This is a genomic window from Vulcanisaeta moutnovskia 768-28 (assembly GCF_000190315.1).
Taxonomy (GTDB): Archaea; Thermoproteota; Thermoprotei; order Thermoproteales; family Thermocladiaceae; genus Vulcanisaeta; species Vulcanisaeta moutnovskia.
In genome coordinates, this window is the sequence record NC_015151.1 from 685,979 (window position 1) to 702,957 (window position 16,979).

A 16,979-nucleotide genomic window follows, 5' to 3' on the forward strand; every position below is an offset into this window, starting at 1 on the left:
ACGTATACCTACTCCAATTTTATTTTATTTAAATCAATAGAAGCAGGAATAATGCCTCTCTTAAATCTATTAATATCGGAATTGAGAGGTCTTGTGGCATCAATACCCATCTTAGTGGTTATGCCCTGTACGGGATCAAGAGCCACAGGATCGAGGGTAGACCCCCTAGCGTACTTAATGAGTACTAAGTCCTCATCAGCCCTGAATCTCGTTGCAATCGCCCACTCAATCTCATTTAGGTCATCTACATTTATGTCTTCATCAACAATTACGACATGCTTAAGGCTTGGATGCGCAGTAAAGGCTGCCATAATTGCGTTCTTAGGATCACCATCGCTCTGCTTCCTAATGGCCACAACTGCGTGTAACCATCCGCATCCACCATCGGTCAGCCTAACAGCCTTAACCTCAGGCACAACATTACTAACGAACTGCCAAATCTTTGCCTCCTTCTCAATTCCCATTAAGAGTTTATGCTCAGAATAACCAGCCACCAATGCCTGTGCGATTAATGGGCTGTCTCTCCTTATATAGATTCTTGTTATTCTAACAACAGGTTGTTCCCTAACTTCATCATAAGTACCGAGTACGTCCATACAGGGGCCCTCCTTAGTTGTTTCCCTAGCTGATATGTAGCCCTCCATAACGACCTCAGCATACGCAGGCGCAGGTACTCCATTATCTAAGACCTTGATCCTGAGTGAACCGTCTAGCAATGCATTCGCAATATTTAATTCGAAGATTCCAAAGGGTGGTGATGATGCAGCAGCAAGTAGTAGGGCTGGGTGTAAACCCCATGAAATTGATATGGGCGTGTCCTTACCAAGCTCCCTATTCCTCACGTATATTCTGTATAAATGCCTAGGTACAAGCCTAATAACAAACTTATCAGGCCCTATTGGGGTAAGTCTATGAATGCTTGCGTTTAAAATGCCGTCTTTGACATCCATTCCAACAACAACGGCACTCGTTAAGCAAGGCCCTGGCTCTAACTCAAAGTACCTAGGTATGGGTATCCTCGTTAAATCAACATTGGGTAATGGTTCATAAACCACGTTGTTTGTTTCCATGGTCTTATACGAAGAAGCAACCTCCTCGGCCCAAAGAAGTTTCTTATAAAATTCAACGTCACTTTTCACATTGAGAGCCCTGTATATCTTATCCCTAGTATTAACGACATTACCTACAACATGGGCAGTCCTGAACTCACGCACATTAGTAAATTCTAGGGCAGGTCCTTTGTCGAACTTCGTGATTACGTAAGGTATTTCATAGTTAATACTTAATTCCTCGTTAATGAGTTTTAACATACCTGCGCTCCTTAAGTCAGCTATGTATTTCCTTAAGTCCATTAATTTAACGCTAAGGCTTTTAGTAAAATAATTTTACCGCGCTATTCAGAATTGATGTTGTGGTTTTAGTTTTATGCCTATGCCCGGTGTCTCCGGTACGTAGACCTTACCATTCTTTGCATACATTATTGATTTAGGCTCGTCAAACACATCAAATATGGCGCTCCTAAGTGGGTTATCGGGTGCCGTGTACTCAATCCACATGGTACCTGGCTTAGCGGCAACGAGGTGGGCACTGACTATTGGCATTAGGTGTGGTGAGACAGGTATCCCATAAGCCCTGGCGAGGGCCCAAACCCTGAGCCACTCAGTAATTCCACCGACATGGCCTACGTCGGGCTGGACTATATCCACGGCCTCACTCTCGAGTAGTAGCTTGAAGTCGTAAATTGTGTGGTGCTGCTCACCGGCAGCAATTGGTATACCGCAAACCCTCTTCAATCTTTTATAGCCCTCGAGATTGTCAGGGTGCACAGGCTCCTCAATCCAGAACAGCTCATACTTCTCCCATCCCCTACACATTCTCATTGCCAGGTTTAGGTCATAGGTTCCGTTCAGATCAACCATTAACTTAACATCAGGCCCGACAGCCTCCCTAACGGCCTTAATACGCTCAGTAGCCTCCTCAGGACTGACGGCCGTTAACGAACCCCTAATCTTAACAGCATCAAAGCCTTGCTTAACATACTCAAGGGCCTTAGCCGCAAGCTCCTTAGGCGGTAGTTGATGGGCCGTGTTTGCGTATGTAGTCACCTCACTCCTATAACCACCGAGCAATCTCCAAAGTGGCTTATTAGCCTCCTTAGCCAGTAAGTCCCAGATGGCTATGTCAACACCACTAATTGCATGGATCACGAAACCCCTCCTACCCCACCTAGTCAACCTCTGGAACAACTCATCCCAAATTGCCTCATACTCCGTGGTATCCCTACCAACAACAAACCTTGCAATAACCCTCCTAATGAACTCTGCAAGTAGGTCTGAGAAGTATACGCCCTCCTTGATGTGATGATAATCGGTCACATAACCAATCCCTTCACTACCATCCTCACCAATAACTTTAACGACAACCATGTCATTGGCAGACCCGAAGTCTGGGATCTCAAGACCAGCCCTAAAAACCCCAACCCTAACCTCCCTAATCTTCACGCCTAATGAAGGTATAAACAACTTAATAAATATGATTTGTTAGTTTTTATCGAGCCCTGGCTTGCTCGAATATTGTGTATCCACATTTACCGCAGGTCCATCTCGGCACTGGGACCTTGTGATAAGCCATTACTGAACCGCACCTTGGACAAATCCTCCTAAGAAACTTTATGGTACCCTTCTCATAATCAACCTCATACCACGTGTGCGCCCTTGCCTTAATCTCCTTTGGCACAGTCATGGGCTTAACGCATCCCTTATAAAGATTTTTCCTTCGTCGTGGTGAGCCATAAAACCTTATAAGGGACTTACTGATTTACTGCTTGCGATGATTAATGTGGCCAGGGCTGAGCCGTGATGTAAGAATCGTTTTATGATACGTGAAGAGTTGTTGATTTCTTATTGAATAATATAGGCGCTTATTCATATCTTTACATAATTGCTTATTGCTTTGTTTCTTAGTGATGGGGTTCGATGGCTTTTGTTCTGTGTTGGGTACTTTTAGTGGTTTTAAAGGGCTCCTATGCAGTGTAAGTTTGGTGGGCCTGGGCGTTATTGTTGTGTGTATTCATTTCCTGGTTGGGGTGTAAAAGAGGGCGAAGGCGATAACAAAAGCAATGGCGAACCTAAACTGCCCGCCCAGGATCCACCATGTAAGTTTAAAGATTCACAGTTCTCATTAATTTCAGAATTAGAGTGGTGGCAGTTCTGTCCTCGTTGAGGTACCTATTAAGGGTCTGGGTCTTGAGGACCGTGGCCAGTGGACCAACGGTTTCCGACCCAACCACGTATAAAGACGCCACAACCATACTGAGGAATAGGGGTCTTTGGGATAACTCAAGCCCTTAATAGATATTTCGACCAAAGTCTTCCTTCCTGACAAATCATCACCACATTGATACCCACTTCGCATTTTCATACTCCTCAAGCACGTCTTGGTAAACCTTCTTTGTCCAGCGGGCAATCCTATCCCAGGTGTACCACTTAAGTACGGATTCCCTTGCGTTCCTTGCTATGCTTCTCCTCAATTCATCATTACTAAGCAAGATCTTGGCTACATTAATTATCTCATCAACATTGTTGGGCGTTACTTTAACGCCGTTATACCAATCGCGTACAATCTCATCAGGCCCACCAATCCTTGTGGTTATTACGGCTAATTCGGTAGCCATGGCCTCGAGTATCGTTATTCCAAAGGGTTCATACCTACTGGGTAATATTGCCAAGTCTGAGACCTTTAATATTGAGTATAATGTCTCATCATCAACCCTACCAGTGAAGTAAACCTTGTTCCAAATACCCCAATCATGTGCAAGTCCCATCAGGTACTCCCTCATTGGCCCATCACCAACAATAAGAAGTTTCAAATTCCAATCCCACTTAAGCAATTCCTTAAATGCCGCAAGTACCAGGTCAGGACCCTTCTCATGTACCAACCTACCGACAAAAACTATGATCCTTTCATTAGGCATTGCGTAGAGGTCCCTGAAGCCAGGCCTTACTTTGACGGAGTCTATGTAGGATATGTCAATGCCATTGGGAATCATTATCAATTTATCCTTTGGAATTCCATGCACCATCGAAACCTCATTAAGCATGTAATTACTGCAAACAATGACCTTCCAAGCCTCGTAAGTGGTTCTCCATTCCCATGAATGAATTATGAATTGTTCCTCATTATGAATACCACCACGCCTACCAACCTCAGTAGCGTGTATCGTAGCTATTAAGGGCTTACGTAATACATGCTTAAGCACTATTCCAGCAGGTCCCGTTAACCAATCATGAACATGAATCAAATCAAACCCCCATTCGTCATATAGCCTAAGGGCCTCCTCAATCATTTCCTCATTGAAATTCAACACCCACGTAATAAAGCCAGTTGATCGAAACCTAAATGGATCAACTCTCCTAACGTGAACCCCATCGACTTCCTCAAAAGGTAGTACGCCAGGTAATGATATACTCATCACGGTAGTATCAACACCATCACTAACCAAATGCCTAGTAATGTGATAAACATGCCTTCCCAATCCACCAACCATATGAGGTGGATATTCCCAACTGAGCATTAATACGTGTATTACCACGGAGTATTTTTTGTGACATATTTATTTAAAGTTAATTTAAGGTAATTCATTTCAGGGATAATATGTCTTTTCACTCTTTTCAATTCCCTTGTAAATACCTTACTTCCCTATATCATGACCCTTAGCGCCTTGGTCTCTTGGTCCTAATATCGAGACCCTTACCATAGATACCCTTAAGTACTCAATGATTCTTCTTGATCTTAATAATAAACTGGCAAGGTCCTTGAAGAGGTTCGAGAATTAGAACTTAATTTAGTACATCGTTACGGGCATTATTTCCTACGCTATTTAAAGCAAGGTCTGCAGTGAATGCCGTGTAATAAAATTTAAAATTAATGAAAAGTGGTCTTAGTACGTGAAGATTATACTTGTTGCTGTGCCGGGTAGTGGTAAATCAACAACGTTAAAGTTCGTTAAGGAGATGCTGCCTGACATAGCGATAGTAAATTATGGTGATTATATGCTTGAGATCGCGAAGAAGCATTATGGAATTACCAATAGGGACGATATGAGGAGGAAATTACCAGTTGAGGAGTATAGGAAGGTTCAGGAGCTTGCTGCTGAGGAGATCGCGAAATTACCTGGTGATGTAATTATAGATACTCACGCAAGTATTCGAGTACAAGGAGGCTTTTATCCAGGTCTTCCTGATAGGATAATAACGAAGTTAAAGCCGGATGCAATTGTACTTATGGAGTTTGATCCAAAGGATATAATGGAGAGGAGGGCTAAGGACGTGGGGCTTAGGGATAGAGAGTCTGAGTCGCCTGAGGATATTGAAATGCATCAATTAGCCAATAGGTATTACGCCTTTGCAGCAGCTAATGCAGGGGAGTGTACCGTTTATATACTTGACTTTAGGAGGAAACCCCAGTCGAAGCCCTTTGAGCATGCTGAGATAGCTGCTAAGTTTGTTGTTGATTTAATAATGAGGAGTAGAGGTTCAAGTAAATAATTCTTTCCTATCAAGGCGCGAAATACTTAAAATAGTATGACATTTCGAAGGCTTGTATGAAGGCTTTAATAATCGTTGCTGATGTATCATATAAGGGGGAGTACTCAATGGCGGTACAGGCACTTAGACAATTAGGTATGGAAGTTAGTACGGGGTTAGTAAGTAAATCCGTGAATGTAAACTTCGACATTGATCTCACAGGTGGATTAAGTGAGGGTATTCTCAGTAATTATGACGCCGTAATCTATATAGGTGGTTATTGGGCCTACTACGCCAGTACCGGTAAGGAAATACCTGGTAGAGTTAAGCCCATGGTTAATAAGGAGGTTTTTGAGGAAATACTTACTCAATCGGTAAATGGTGGTAAAACAACGATACTACCCCTGGCAACACCAGCCTATGCAGCCAAGCTGGGTTTACTAAAGGGTAAGAAGGCAACTGTTTACCCAACGACGGACTTAATAACCATACTCAGGAATAATGGTGTTGAGTATATTAATGACAATTTTGTGATCGATGGCAGTATAATAACCCTGAAGAAAGTAACAGTGGAATCGCTCACCAAGGCACTTAGCAAATAAATACGTTTCATAGTTTTCATGATATTAAGCATCATATCATTGATAAGAGCAAGGAATAGTTTAAATTACCATATACCTCGCCTTAACTAGTAATGGCTTCACCACAACGTAAATCACTGGAAATGTATGAGATTCCCCGAGTCGTGGTATTTGGACCCAACGCCATTAGTAAGGTTCCTGAAATATTAAGTAAAATTGGACTTAATGGATTAAGAGGGTTAATTCTCATTGGTCCTCACTTTGGCAAGCACTTAATTGATAAGATTGAGTGTAGGATTTGTGATGTTGAGGAGATTAGTGAAATAAGTCCTGAGGGAATTATTGAATTATCGAATAAGTATGCCCACATTGTTGATTATATAATAGCCCTAGGTGGTGGTAGGATAATTGATTTCGGTAAGGCCATGGCTCACATAATGAATGCACCATACGTGTCAATACCCACGATAGCGTCTCACGACGGTATAGCAAGCCCTTATGTATCACACATACTTCAGTTAGATCTTAATAAGTACGGTCTCGGCAAGGTTCAGAGAACTCCAATAGCCATTATTGCAGATACGTCAATAATACTTGAAGCTCCAAGGAGGTACCTACTGGCTGGTGTTGGTGAATTGATTGGTAAGTTAATAGCTGTTAAGGACTGGGAACTAGCCGTTAGAGTTAAGGGCGAGGAATTCAGCGAATACGCCGCAGCCCTTGCAAGGGATAGCGCGTTGATAGTCCTTAGGAATAGGGATAGGTTGAAGATACATGGCGAGGAGAGTGTGAGGATAGTTGTAAAGGCGCTACTTGGTTGTGGTGTCGCTATGGCAATTGCCGGTAGCTCAAGGCCGTGTAGTGGTTCCGAGCACCTATTCAGTCATGCTATAGATTTACTAGCGAGGGAAAGGGGGTTCAGACCTGCACTGCATGGAGAGCAGGTGGCACTTGGTGCAATAATGATGGCGTATCTACATGGTATGAGGTGGAGGAGGATAAGGTCGTTCCTACAGAGCTTAAATATACCCGTTACGGCTAAGGATCTTGGTCTTGATAGGGAAATAATAATTGAGGCATTAACAATGGCACATAACGTTAGGCCTGATAGATTTACTATATTAGGAGCGGGCTTGTCTCGTAAAGCCGCCGAAAACCTAATCGAGATTACAGGTATTGCTTAAATAACCTTAATTAGCAGGTAGCTGAATATTAGGCCTACGATTATTGATGCTATGAAGCCGAGTATTAACTCATTGAAGTATCTAAGGTTTATTATTCTGAATCTATGCGCAGCTCCAACACCAACTAGACCGAATGATGTCGTTACGGTGACGGGCATGGGCACAGAATAGAGAGTGCCAATCTCCATGGCAATAAATGAGAACAATTGCACAGTAAAGCTGGTTAATGGGCCTATTGTGAATAAGCCAGTACTAAGTCTATATAGTGTTCTCCAACCAATCAATAAAACACCCATCATTGAACTAATGATTATTAGTAATAGGCCTCTATAACTAAAGCCTAATAATGCCCATAGTAATCCAAGGTTATTTGCACCAAAGGAGAATGAGAGTAGAAAGACTGTTAGTATGGATAATGCCCTATAAATACCTATGTGCCTGAATGATATTCTCGAAAATGCGCTAAGAAATTTGTAAAGAATATATGAGAGAAACATTACTATTATAGGCAGGGATAACCAATAACTAAGTACAAAAACTGCATTGCTCATTATGTGGCCTAGTGCAAATGAAGCACCGACTAGGCTTGCGTATAAGGAGCCTGTTAGTGACATTGGGACTTTCATTCCCTCACCAATTATGAATATAACTATGGCAACCGCCATAGCCACCAGGGCCACATCACCACTCACTATATTGGACTTCATATAAGTACCCTGCAACCATAATCCAAGTACATAACCAAGTAACGCAATTACTAAGGCATATTTATAATCAATTGACCTAGAACCCACGGCAGCTCCAGCATTAGCCGATAAATTATTCCCGGATACTAAAAATGAAAGCAAAAACGCTAATGCGTAGTTCACTATCAACGTATACGTCATACTAATAAACAAGAAACGCTCTCTACTTTTAAATTCAACTATTCTATGTATGCAAAATGCACTACTTTAAATCATTAATTATTAATTCAGCCACCCTCTTCCCGCTCATAATCATTGAACCAAATATTGGCCCCATCCTCGGCAATCCGTAAACGGCAGCAACGGCCATACCAGTCACGTAAAGGCCATTCACGACCTTACCTGTGTATTTGACGACTAAGTCCTCAGCAATTGCGGCATTTGCTGAGCGTTCACCAAGTACCTTCAATCCCATGTTAGGATTCTTCCTGGCGGTTACATTAGCGATTTCTGCATCATGCCCCGTAGCATCAACCACGGCTTTGGCTTCTATGAAGAACGGGTCCGTATGCATATTGGCCATCTGTATTGTTGACCAATAAACAGCTAGACCAGCAACTCTAGGTGGATTGTCCCTAGTTATAACATCCTCAACGTGGATTCCAAGAAGGAACTTTGTTCCAGCATCCATAGCCTTAACAGCCAACTTGACAATTAATTCAGCAGGGTCAATGGTGAATAATCCATCGCCCATGTCCTGAAGCCTAATGCCAAAGTCCTTACTTAGGATCTCAGAGGCTGGGTACTCAATGACTATGCTTGGTAAGTGGCTTGCAGCGCCACCGATACCACCACCAAATGACAACCTTCTCTCAAGAACTATTGTCTTCAAACCAGCCTTTGCCAGATAATAAGCCGCGGTCATGCCTGAGGGACCGGCACCAACAATAGCAACATCAACGCTTGAATACTCATCAAGTATTTTCAAGGCGCTCCTCATTATCGCACGGGTAATGCTTGACTCCGAGATTGATACTCCCACCATGCAATCACCAAGTTATTATTTACAAATAAACAAGTTATAAATTAATTCCCCCGATAAAGTTCATGAAGAAAGGAGTAATTAAGCACGTAGCATCCTGATTAAAATCAAAACTTACCTGGTGCCCACATGAGAAGGTTAAGCTGAAGAAACAAAGTGGCTGTCTCAAAGTCTACGTGAACATAGGAAAAATAAGGAAACACCCAGAACTTTAGAAATACGTTTAATGAGATAATGACCAAGCGCAACATCAAAAGAACATAGGGTAATAACCAGGGCAATGGCTAACTTATTAAACAGCTAACAACCCCACCCAAGGCCCATAGGCTCAAAACAAAACCGCAAATAATAATAAAATTTCAATTTCTTTAACACTTTGGCGCCCCGGCCGGGATTTGAACCCGGGTCTGCGGCTCGACAGGCCGCCATACTAGACCGGGCTATACCACCGGGGCTTATGGTGGAAAGGCTTGAGGAAGTTTTAAATTTTTTGGCTCGTTATGGTATTAAGATTGGTATTCTATTTGAATTCTATTTTGCATTTTAAACAAAAGCAGGAACATAAAGAAAAGACCCTTGGATGTAAATCTTCCTTAAAGTACGTGCTCTATTATGTGTGGGTCTCTATTTAGTCGTTTCCTGTCTAATTACTGACTGAGTAAACACTTTAAATTGCCGATTTTTTGTCTTGGTATGACGGTGAATAATACAAGTAATGTAAATAATAAGGAGGATGATGAATTGAATAAGTTATTGGAAAGGAGAGCTAGGGAATTAGCTAGGGCGGTTGGTAATGAGCCTGTTGAGTTGGATGCGGATAATTTTGATAATTTTATCAGGAGTAAGAGGGTTGTGGTTGTGGACTTTTGGGCACCCTGGTGCGCTCCATGCTTTTTACTCGAGCCTATCCTAAAGGCCTTAGCTAAGGAGATGCCTTGTGTTGGTTTTGGTAGGTTAAATACGCAGGAGTGGCCTGATGTTGCGGCAAAGTATGATGTAATGAGTCTGCCTACGGTCATCATATTTAGGAATGGTGAACCTGTGGACTTCGTGATTGGTGCAGTGCCCAAGAAGATAATTGCTGATAAGATAAGGAGAATCCTTAGCGAGAATTAATGATTTAAATTACATTTAACAAGATCATGGTTAATTACTTGATATTCTCCTCCCTCTCTACTTCACCTAGTGATTTATCGAGTACATCTATCGCCTTATCAATATGTTCCTGCTTAACAGTTAGTGGCGGTGCGAACCTAATGACGTTACCATTCCAACCACTGGTCACGAAGAGTACGCCTCTTTTCAATGCTCTATTAAGGCATACGTCACTTGTTTCCTTCGTCGCTGGCTCCTTAGTCTTCCTGTTCTTAACAAGTTCAATACCGATCATGAGTCCTAATCCCCTGACCTCACCAATGAGTGGATGCTTATCATAGAGCTCCATCAACCTCTTCATCGCATACTCGCCCATTTTCTTGGCATTACTTAATAATTCCTCCTTATGTATGTTATAATAATCAATTGTCGCCTTCACAGCAGCCATTATTAACGCTGATGCGCCAAAGGTCGAATGCTCATCATTTAGTTGCATTACCGATGATAATTCCTTCCTAGTGACTACAGCTGATGCCGGCAATCCACCAGTCATTCCCTTAGCAGCTACGACAATGTCAGGCTTAACGTTAAATTGTTCAAAGGCCCAGGTGGTGCCTGTCCTACCCATACCCGTTTGAACTTCATCAAATACTAGTAATATGCCGTATGTATCCAATACCTTCTTGAGCTTCTCGAAGAAATTCATAGGCGGTACTACGATACCACCAACACCCTGTATTGGTTCAGTCACTAAACAACAAGCGTCTTTAATGGCGACATAATTTATGTAATACTCAATAGTCTCGACGGCTGCCTTGCTGCATTCCTCGGGTGCCATTTCGCCAAATGGACACCTGTATGGGTATGGGAATGGAGCTATTAATGTACCTGATGGTAATGGGCCATACTCCTTTCTCCTCATTCCATGGTATGAACCGGTTAGGTATGTCCTACCGTGATAGCCACCCATTAGGTACATCACGTATGTGCTCTTAGTATACCTCTTTGCAATCTTCAGCGCTAATTCAATACCCTCAGAACCACTTAACTTGAAGTGAACCTTATTATACATTGCCTTATCAGGGAAGAGGCCTAGTACTGCCTTCGCGGCGTTTAGTAGCTCCTCAGTGTACCAATTATAACCATTGCCAGCTATTAATCGCTTGGCCGTTTCAGCAATAGCATCAGCGAGACCTGGTGGATTATGGCCAAGCAATGCCGTGGTTACTACGGTCATGAAGTCTAAGTACGTATTCCCATCAACATCATAAACATAAATATCGCGGGCCTCCCTGACGACGATCTTATGGGTTGGGTATATATTCGTCATTAAATATTCGTCCAGTTCCTTAAGGATTTCCTCGGATCTTCCCATCGAGTTAATTAAATGTTTCTCCTTTTAAGCTTAATCTATTAACTACTTCCTCTATAAGATATATAATATGTTTTCCTAAAATTCTCTATTTTTCTTTAAGATTTTTCCATTAAGGTGTTCAGTCTATAAAAATACATAGATTATTTATATATCTAGAAAGGTTTTTAAGAATAAGCGTGAATTGCGTCCGGTTCTTATGGAGGAACAGAAGGCACAATCACAAGAGGGTAAGATTGCTGAAGTGTCATTAGTAACTGCCTCACCTCTTGACTTATTATTTAATCCAAAATCGGTGGCAATTATCGGAGCCACGCCCAGGGAGAATAGTGTTGGTGGTGTAATAACTAAGAACCTGCTCACTAGGTTTAAGGGTAAGGTTTACCTAGTTAATCCTAAGTATGATGAAGTTAATGGCATTAAATACTATAAATCAATACTTGATATTCAAGACAATATTGACCTGGCAGTCATAGCAGTCCCAGCACCTGCAGTGCCTAAGGTCGCTGATGAATGCATCAAGAAGGGTGTTAGGATTGTCATAATAATTAGTGGTGGTTTTAGTGAGGTTGGTGAGGATGGGGCAAAGCTCGAGGAGGAGCTCAGAAGAGTTGTTCAAAACCGCATTAGAGTACTTGGACCTAATTGTATTGGTGTTTACAATGCATTTAATGGCCTAGACACATTCTTCCTGCCTGAGGATAGGATGGGTAGGCCTAAGCCAGGTCCTGTGGCTCTTATAAGCCAGAGTGGTGCTGTGGCTGGTGCAATACTTGATTGGGCAGCCAGGAGGAATATTGGGGTAGGCCTCGCCGTTAACTATGGAAATAAACTGGACATTAACGAGTCTGAGCTCCTTGAGTACTTTGCTAAGGATAATAGGGTTAAGGTTATTGTTATGTACATGGAAGGACTGAAGTATATTGGAGAGGGTAAGAAACTCCTTGAGGTGATGAAGGAGGTATCCAGCGTTAAGCCAATTGTTACTTATAAGGCGGGCAGGACTAAGGCAGCCACGGGAGCCGTTAAGTCCCACACAGCGGCATTGGCGGGTAATTACGAGATATACCATGCGATGCTTAGGCAGGCTAATGTCATAGAGGCTGATAACTTAACTGATGCATTTGATATGGCTAAGGCATTGGCAACGCAACCATTGCCAAGGGGTAACAGGGTATTGGTGATAACGGACAGTGGCGGTATGGGTATACAGTCTGTGGATGCCTTGGACATACGTGGACTACAAGTACCGGAATTATCTGAGAGTCTTCAGGAAATCTTGAGGAAGCAGTTACCTCCATTATCCGTTACTCGTAATCCAATTGACTTGACGGGTAGTGCCACGGATGCCATGTACAAATTCGTGCTAGACACAGTACTACCAACGAGTTATGTAGATATGGCGTTAATAATAGCCCTAATGCAAATACCTGGTTTATCAATAAACCTGGGCAATTACATAATTGAGGCCAAGAGATTCAATAAACCAATAGTTGTTGTTAGCTTTGGTGGTAATGAATACGTGGCCAAGTTCGAGAGTAATCTAGAGGAGAATGGCATTCCTGTTTACCATGCGCCTCATAGAGCTGCAAAGGCACTGTGGGCCTTATATGAATACTCAAAGATAAAAGGCGTAGCTAAGGAATGGTGGTGAGGGTTATGAACCCAATAGTTGCTAAGGCCCTTGAGGAGGGCAGGTATAAATTACTCGAACATGAATCCTTTGAGCTTCTTAGGCAGTATAACATACCAGTTCCTGACTTTGCACTTGTTCAGGATGTTAATGAGGCGCTTAAGGTTGTTAAGGACATAGGTTACCCAGTGGTACTTAAGGTTGTTTCTCCAGACATAATCCATAAATCCGATGTTGGTGGTGTCATTCTCAATATAAATAATGATGATGAACTTAGGAACGCCTGTGATAGAATTAAGAATAATATTAAGGAAAAGGCCCCATATGCCAGAATCAGTGGTTTCCTAATACAGAGGATGGTGCCTGAGGGTTTGGAGACAATAATTGGCGCCACAAAGGATCCAATTTTCGGTCATGTAATAGCCTTTGGTCTTGGTGGTATTATGGTCGAGGTTCTACAGGACGTGAGCTTTAGGATAGTGCCTATTACCGAGGAGGATGCCAGGGCAATGGTTAGGGAAATAAAGGGCTATCGATTATTTAATGGTTATAGGAACATGCCTGCCAGGGATGAGGAAGCCATAATATATGTAATAACGAAGTTCTCAGAACTCCTATCCGACAACCCAAACATTGTTGAGGCCGATCTAAACCCAGTCATTGTACTTGAGAGGGGTAAGGGGGCTTACGCAGCCGACGCCAGATTCATAATCAGATCAGTGTAATCTACGTGAGTTAGGTTTAAAATTAATGCCGTGCCTCTTGTCTTGTATGAACAAGGCACTACTAGTATTCAGGTTAAAGATGGCACTTGCAATAATAGCAATATTACTATTGGGTGCGGCTTTTACGTATGGTGTCATTTTGTTACTAGATCCATCACTAGGTGGTGTTGCGTTAGTTACGAGCTTAATAATAATGGCTTTCTTCTTAACATTACTACAATGGCTTATTGGACCGTTTTTGATAAATGCCATGTATAGAGCCCATGAGATTAAGCCTGGTGACCCAACCTATGGCTGGGTCTACGACATTATTGCCGATGTCGCTAGGGCTAATGGCTTCAAGAGTGTGCCGAAGGTCTATGTGGCTGATGTACCGTTTCCCAACGCTTTCGCTTACGGAAGCCCAATAGCTGGTAAGAGGGTTGCAATAACACTGCCTCTACTGAAGATATTGAAGCCAGGCGAGTTGAAGGCTGTTCTTGGTCATGAGATTGGCCACCTTAGGCATAGGGATGTTGAGGTTCTGATGGCTGTCGGACTATTGCCCACAGTTATTTACTGGCTTGGTTGGTCGCTTTGGTGGGGTGGTTGGTGGGGAGGTTGGTCAGGAGGCAGGAATAATAATGGTGGTTTACTGCTTCTCATAGGCCTGGTATTACTTGCCGTTAGCTTCCTATTCCAGTTATTTGTTCTGTACATAAATAGGTTAAGGGAGGCTTATGCCGATATTAATGGCGCATTGACTGTGGAGAATGGTGCACATAATCTTCAGAGAGCCCTTGCAAAGATAACGCTTTACATGGATCCAAACATGGTGAAGAAGACTACAAATGGTACATTAAGGATGTTGTTCTTTGCACCACCAGTTAGTGCTGAGTATATTGAGAATAATGTTGATGACTTGATAGAGTATTGGAGACATTACAAGCCATCAATTTGGGAGGAGTTATTCATGACGCATCCGCATCCTGCAAAGAGGATACAGATGCTTGATAGGTTAGCTGAGTCCTCACCGTAATTCTCATAATTAATTGAAAAATAAATTTAATTCATAAAAATTATTTAATCTTCTTTTATGGCTGATTGGAGATAGAGGACCCTATATTTATCTCTAAATTTAAGTAAGGCGAAGGTAAATATTTGTTCACCGTTGATGTAATTACTAGTGGCTGTAACTCTCACGTACTTAGCGCTATTAATGTCCCTAGTCACATTACCATCTATGTCAAAGAGTGCTACATCGTTAATGCTTAATCCAATGCCCGTCAATGCATTCTTGATACAATCTATCACTAATGACTCATCAATATCATAGCACCTACCGCCCATGAACTCGCTCATCACCCTACTATGTAATTCATATACTCGCTTGTCTAAATTACTCATCTACATATCATCACTGTACCACTAAATATACCTTATCTGCTCGTTACTTACCGTAAAGTCAAATCTAAAGGATTCCTTATGGTAATTAGGAATTATGAGCCTTAGGTAATGCTTATTTTTAACCAGGCACTATTTATTCTGATGGAGGTCATAAATACAGGTAAGAACGTTATGGATATGCTCAATGATCTTCTCAATGATCTCAGTAGAGATGATTTATCACTTATTGAGAGATTGCCCTATGTACGAGAGTATGAAAGATATAGGGACGTGATTACAAACATACTTAGGGAATTTCACATAGCGTTGGTCCTCGTTAGGGTAACGTTCAATGATGGTTCCCATAAAGGTTACGTATTCCTAATAAGGGGCGAAGGCGGTGAATTGGGCAAAATACCTGCGTCAGGTATTGTTGAGGGTTATGTAGTGAGTGTGAAGGGCGGCGATAAGAGGAAGCTCTTATACAACCCAGTATCCTTTAGTAAATCTGATGATGTTGCTGCGAGGATTATGGAATTCGCAAACATGTATAGAAAGGCTGAGGAAAGAATATCGCAACTCCAGCTACTTCGTGAAGCCGAGAAAGACTATGCTCTCTTTTATGAAGAGGCTGGTGATTAACGCATTTAAATTGCAGAATTAGTATTAAGTTCTGCATGACGATCACGCCCTTAACTGAGACCACTTAATGATGAGTACTGCCATGCTGATTACTCATTAACTGCACCTGAGACTTTAATCTATTCTTTATTTCCTTAATCATTAAGTAAGCCTCTTCAGGACTCGGTATCTTTGACTTAGTCTTATAATATCTATAGACCTCTTCCTCAAAGTTAAGCTCGGTCATTACACCCTTACTATTTAATGTTCTCATTGCATCCCAGGGATCCCTTGCATTAATCACTAAATTGGCTAGCGGTAAATCACTAATGATCTTCCTGAGGTCTAGGTAGTAAGTTATTGATGATGATATATCGAGCTTCACATTCTTAGTGCTTCCTCTTATCCCAACGTTTCCGTGATACCCCTTAGCAGCCCTATACACTAATCCACTGGCCTCTGTTACTGCCTTACTTAGAATGTCCTCAAGAATCATTAAATCGCCTCGTGTTGGTCCATAGGCACCTAGAAATGCACACTTACTGGCTAATTGGCTTATTCTCATTAGCACGTAATCCCTATCTAACTCACCATCAACACCAGGACCTGCAATACCAAGTACTACCTGGGCGCCAGTATAATCTTGAACCTTACTTAAAACAGCAACTGAGTAACTATCAGTAAGTGGGCTATATAGTCCATCCTCATTACCTAAGGCTAACACATCACCACCAACATCAATGCCTATTATGGCATCAAATCCATACTTATTCACATACGTACTTAATTCTCTAGCTACATCATTTACGGAGCCCGAAATGCTAATACCTAACCCATCATCCTTAATTACACTTAATACATTGGCTATTTGAGGTACAACACGCCTACCCTCCCTAATTGCATAAGTATCTCCATCAACCATAGCTAAATAATTACCAAAGACCTCGGCGTTTCGAAGCTCCTGCACTCTAATTGGCCCAGGTACAATATCATTAATATATCTCTCCCAAAGAACTGCACCAAGCACGGCCTCCTTCCCCTCATTCACAGCAAGACTATATGTAATTGATGAACCGACAACATCGCCTCCACCGCCAATTCCAATTACCAAGACACTCCTAACATTAAGTCCAATAATTTCGTTAATCAC

At 42.1% G+C, this 16,979-nt stretch carries 18 protein-coding genes and 1 tRNA gene; 9 read left to right on the forward strand and 10 right to left on the reverse strand.

Annotated elements, in window-relative coordinates; translation table 11 throughout:
- Positions 1-8: 8 nt before the first annotated feature.
- The 3 genes from VMUT_RS03695 to VMUT_RS03705 are packed head-to-tail and all read right to left on the reverse strand — an operon-like array spanning position 9 to position 2,742.
- The gene (locus tag VMUT_RS03695; protein ID WP_013604088.1) at positions 9-1,352 is read right to left on the reverse strand and encodes a UbiD family decarboxylase; all 1,344 of its coding nucleotides are present in this window, start codon (positions 1,350-1,352) and stop codon (positions 9-11) included.
- Positions 1,353-1,397: 45 nt separating this feature from the next.
- Positions 1,398-2,501, reverse strand: a complete 1,104-nt coding sequence (locus VMUT_RS03700) for a mandelate racemase/muconate lactonizing enzyme family protein (protein WP_013604089.1) — start codon at positions 2,499-2,501, stop codon at positions 1,398-1,400.
- Between the two features lie 46 nt (positions 2,502-2,547).
- Entirely contained in the window at positions 2,548-2,742 is a 195-nt protein-coding gene (locus VMUT_RS03705) for a 30S ribosomal protein S27ae (RefSeq protein WP_013604090.1), read from the reverse strand.
- 458 nt (positions 2,743-3,200) lie between these two features.
- Here VMUT_RS03705 and VMUT_RS12625 point away from each other — a divergent pair, with 458 nt between their 5' ends.
- A complete protein-coding gene (locus VMUT_RS12625; RefSeq protein ID WP_237699709.1) occupies positions 3,201-3,350 on the forward strand; it encodes a DUF4147 domain-containing protein in 150 nt (49 codons plus the stop codon).
- A gap of 38 nt (positions 3,351-3,388) precedes the next feature.
- Here the strand turns inward: VMUT_RS12625 and VMUT_RS03710 are convergent, their stop codons facing one another.
- The gene (locus VMUT_RS03710) at positions 3,389-4,591 is read right to left on the reverse strand and encodes a glycosyltransferase family 4 protein (RefSeq protein WP_013604092.1); all 1,203 of its coding nucleotides are present in this window, start codon (positions 4,589-4,591) and stop codon (positions 3,389-3,391) included.
- A gap of 355 nt (positions 4,592-4,946) precedes the next feature.
- On the opposite strand from VMUT_RS03710, the gene VMUT_RS03715 reads away from it, so the two are divergent.
- From VMUT_RS03715 to VMUT_RS03725, 3 genes are all read left to right on the forward strand, one after another.
- Positions 4,947-5,546 carry an adenylate kinase gene (locus VMUT_RS03715; RefSeq protein ID WP_013604093.1) on the forward strand — a complete coding sequence of 200 codons (600 nt, stop codon included), beginning with the start codon at positions 4,947-4,949 and terminating at the stop codon, positions 5,544-5,546.
- Positions 5,547-5,602: 56 nt separating this feature from the next.
- A complete protein-coding gene (locus VMUT_RS03720; RefSeq protein ID WP_013604094.1) occupies positions 5,603-6,127 on the forward strand; it encodes a DJ-1/PfpI family protein in 525 nt (174 codons plus the stop codon).
- Positions 6,128-6,219: 92 nt separating this feature from the next.
- A complete protein-coding gene (locus VMUT_RS03725; protein WP_048056852.1) occupies positions 6,220-7,290 on the forward strand; it encodes a sn-glycerol-1-phosphate dehydrogenase in 1,071 nt (356 codons plus the stop codon).
- On the opposite strand, the gene VMUT_RS03730 is transcribed toward VMUT_RS03725, so the two are convergent.
- The 3 genes from VMUT_RS03730 to VMUT_RS03740 form a co-directional block, all read right to left on the reverse strand.
- On the reverse strand, positions 7,287-8,177 hold the full coding sequence (locus VMUT_RS03730) for an inorganic phosphate transporter (protein WP_013604096.1): 891 nt from the start codon (positions 8,175-8,177) through the stop codon (positions 7,287-7,289). The genes VMUT_RS03725 and VMUT_RS03730 overlap by 4 nt on opposite strands.
- Positions 8,178-8,238: 61 nt before the next feature.
- Positions 8,239-9,021: a sulfide-dependent adenosine diphosphate thiazole synthase gene (locus tag VMUT_RS03735; RefSeq protein ID WP_013604097.1), complete on the reverse strand. Its 783-nt coding sequence runs from the start codon at positions 9,019-9,021 to the stop codon at positions 8,239-8,241.
- A 374-nt stretch (positions 9,022-9,395) separates the two neighbouring features.
- Positions 9,396-9,473 (reverse strand) — tRNA-Asp (locus VMUT_RS03740).
- Positions 9,474-9,711: 238 nt separating this feature from the next.
- On the opposite strand from VMUT_RS03740, the gene trxA reads away from it, so the two are divergent.
- Positions 9,712-10,134, forward strand: coding sequence for a thioredoxin (gene trxA, locus VMUT_RS03745; protein ID WP_013604098.1), 423 nt, complete (start codon positions 9,712-9,714; stop codon positions 10,132-10,134).
- A 34-nt stretch (positions 10,135-10,168) separates the two neighbouring features.
- Here trxA and VMUT_RS03750 read toward each other — a convergent pair whose 3' ends face one another.
- Entirely contained in the window at positions 10,169-11,488 is a 1,320-nt protein-coding gene (locus tag VMUT_RS03750; protein WP_013604099.1) for an aspartate aminotransferase family protein, read from the reverse strand.
- Between the two features lie 196 nt (positions 11,489-11,684).
- Between VMUT_RS03750 and VMUT_RS03755 the strand changes: the two genes are divergently transcribed.
- The 3 genes from VMUT_RS03755 to htpX are packed head-to-tail and all read left to right on the forward strand — an operon-like array spanning position 11,685 to position 14,861.
- Positions 11,685-13,139: an acetate--CoA ligase family protein gene (locus VMUT_RS03755; protein WP_013604100.1), complete on the forward strand. Its 1,455-nt coding sequence runs from the start codon at positions 11,685-11,687 to the stop codon at positions 13,137-13,139.
- The gene (locus VMUT_RS03760; RefSeq protein WP_013604101.1) at positions 13,130-13,843 is read left to right on the forward strand and encodes an acetate--CoA ligase family protein; all 714 of its coding nucleotides are present in this window, start codon (positions 13,130-13,132) and stop codon (positions 13,841-13,843) included. Before VMUT_RS03755 ends, VMUT_RS03760 begins: the two co-directional genes overlap by 10 nt.
- Positions 13,844-13,889: 46 nt before the next feature.
- Positions 13,890-14,861 carry a zinc metalloprotease HtpX gene (gene htpX / locus VMUT_RS03765; RefSeq protein ID WP_013604102.1) on the forward strand — a complete coding sequence of 324 codons (972 nt, stop codon included), beginning with the start codon at positions 13,890-13,892 and terminating at the stop codon, positions 14,859-14,861.
- 44 nt (positions 14,862-14,905) lie between these two features.
- Here the strand turns inward: htpX and VMUT_RS03770 are convergent, their stop codons facing one another.
- A complete protein-coding gene (locus VMUT_RS03770) occupies positions 14,906-15,184 on the reverse strand; it encodes a hypothetical protein (RefSeq protein ID WP_237699710.1) in 279 nt (92 codons plus the stop codon).
- A gap of 186 nt (positions 15,185-15,370) precedes the next feature.
- Here VMUT_RS03770 and VMUT_RS03775 point away from each other — a divergent pair, with 186 nt between their 5' ends.
- Entirely contained in the window at positions 15,371-15,850 is a 480-nt protein-coding gene (locus VMUT_RS03775; protein ID WP_148224649.1) for a hypothetical protein, read from the forward strand.
- A 64-nt stretch (positions 15,851-15,914) separates the two neighbouring features.
- On the opposite strand, the gene VMUT_RS03780 is transcribed toward VMUT_RS03775, so the two are convergent.
- Positions 15,915-16,979 (reverse strand): DUF1152 domain-containing protein, encoded by a 1,065-nt coding sequence (locus tag VMUT_RS03780; protein ID WP_013604105.1) that lies wholly within the window; start codon positions 16,977-16,979, stop codon positions 15,915-15,917.